The organism is Sulfurospirillum tamanense (assembly GCF_016937535.1).
Lineage (GTDB): Bacteria > Campylobacterota > Campylobacteria > Campylobacterales > Campylobacteraceae > Sulfurospirillum_B > Sulfurospirillum_B tamanense.
The window spans coordinates 1-1351 of the sequence record NZ_JAFHKK010000059.1 but is presented as its reverse complement, the minus strand read 5'-3'; the positions used below and the strand labels follow the sequence as shown (position 1 = coordinate 1351).

General features: G+C 40.9%; 2 protein-coding genes. Both read right to left on the bottom strand.

Going from position 1 to position 1351, the window contains the following annotated elements:
- Positions 1-223 precede the first annotated feature (223 nt).
- A complete protein-coding gene (gene mog, locus JWV37_RS12595) occupies positions 224-751 on the bottom strand; it encodes a molybdopterin adenylyltransferase (protein ID WP_205460235.1) in 528 nt (175 codons plus the stop codon).
- A 71-nt stretch (positions 752-822) separates the two neighbouring features.
- Positions 823-1351: hypothetical protein (locus JWV37_RS12590; protein ID WP_205460233.1), on the bottom strand; the 529-nt coding region annotated here is incomplete at its 5' end.

Below are 1351 nucleotides of genomic sequence, written 5' to 3'. Positions count from 1 at the left end.
TAACGTCGCCAAAATTGCCACCTTGCATTCTGTCGATACGCCTAGCAATGGTGATTTTAGCCTTGAGGTCTTTTAGTCCCCTAAGCCATGCGTCAAAAGTGTCTGTTTTTTTGATTTCATACATGAAGGTCATTGTATCCTAAAAGATACAAAAGTGTCAAGATAGAGAAATCCACAACGATAGCATTTTCGTTGTGGACGTCAAAACTCTTTACATGCAAGGCTACTGCTTAGGGCGAAAGACCTTGATAATCTTCTCATCGCACTCCAAATACGGCCCTTCAAGAAGGTCGATGCAGTAAGGCACGGCGGGAAAAACCGCGTCGAGGCACTCACGGATGGATTTGGGTTTGCCAGGAAGGTTGATGATGAGCGCGCTACCGCGAATCCCCGCGGTCTGACGAGAGAGAATCGCCGTAGGCACGTACTGAAGGCTGGTTTGACGCATGAGTTCGCCAAAGCCTGGCATCATCTTTTGACACACGGCTTCGGTGGCTTCGGGCGTCACGTCGCGCTTGGCTGGGCCTGTGCCCCCTGTGGTGACCACCAGACAACACCCTTTGACATCGACCATCTCAATAAGCTTGGCTTCAATGCCCGCTTGGTCATCGGGGATGACATCGTACTCGTGCTCCCATTCGCTCGTCAAATACTCCGCCAATGTTTCCATGATGGCCTTGCCTGAAATATCCTCATACACCCCCGCACTCGCGCGGTCAGAGAGGGTTAAAATACCGATTGTTGCTTTCATGGGTTTCCTTTTGATTGATTTTATCATGGCACAGAATATTTGCAATACCGTTTTTGCCCTTCGGGCTCAGGCTATTCTGCTAAGTTCCTAATTTCTTGTTTACATATTAACGGCATATCTAAAATATCAATATTAGTATTTTGTAAAGCCTTAAAACAATTTGTCGCTGTTGGCTCATCACAAGAAAAGAACTTAGATTTTTTAAGCTTGATACTTGTTAGTCTTGATAATCCTAACGAGAGCAAATTAATAACCAATGGATCAGCTGAACCACATTCTAAATGTAGTGGTAAATTCGGAATATTTTCCAAATCGTAATTCATGTTTTTTTCTTCAATTACATATTTCAAAATATCCAAATATGCTCCCGAAAACACAACATACTCAAAACGAATATTACCTTCCAAAATTTTCAAAACTTCTCTAATTGTAGTATTTATTGTTCTATTTGGCTCTTTTTTTAAATTATGTGTATGATTGCTTTCTATTATTTCTTGCAATAAATTATCATGTATCCAAGAAGATGCTAAAAGAGCAAATTTTGTATATTGCTTATTGTGTCTATTTATAAGTATTTCATCTATTTTATGAAATATCTTT

Bases quoted from the DNA above. Each gene is read 5' to 3' on its own strand.
- mog (WP_205460235.1), bottom strand. From the start codon at position 751: ATGAAAGCAACAATCGGTATTTTAACCCTCTCTGACCGCGCGAGTGCG.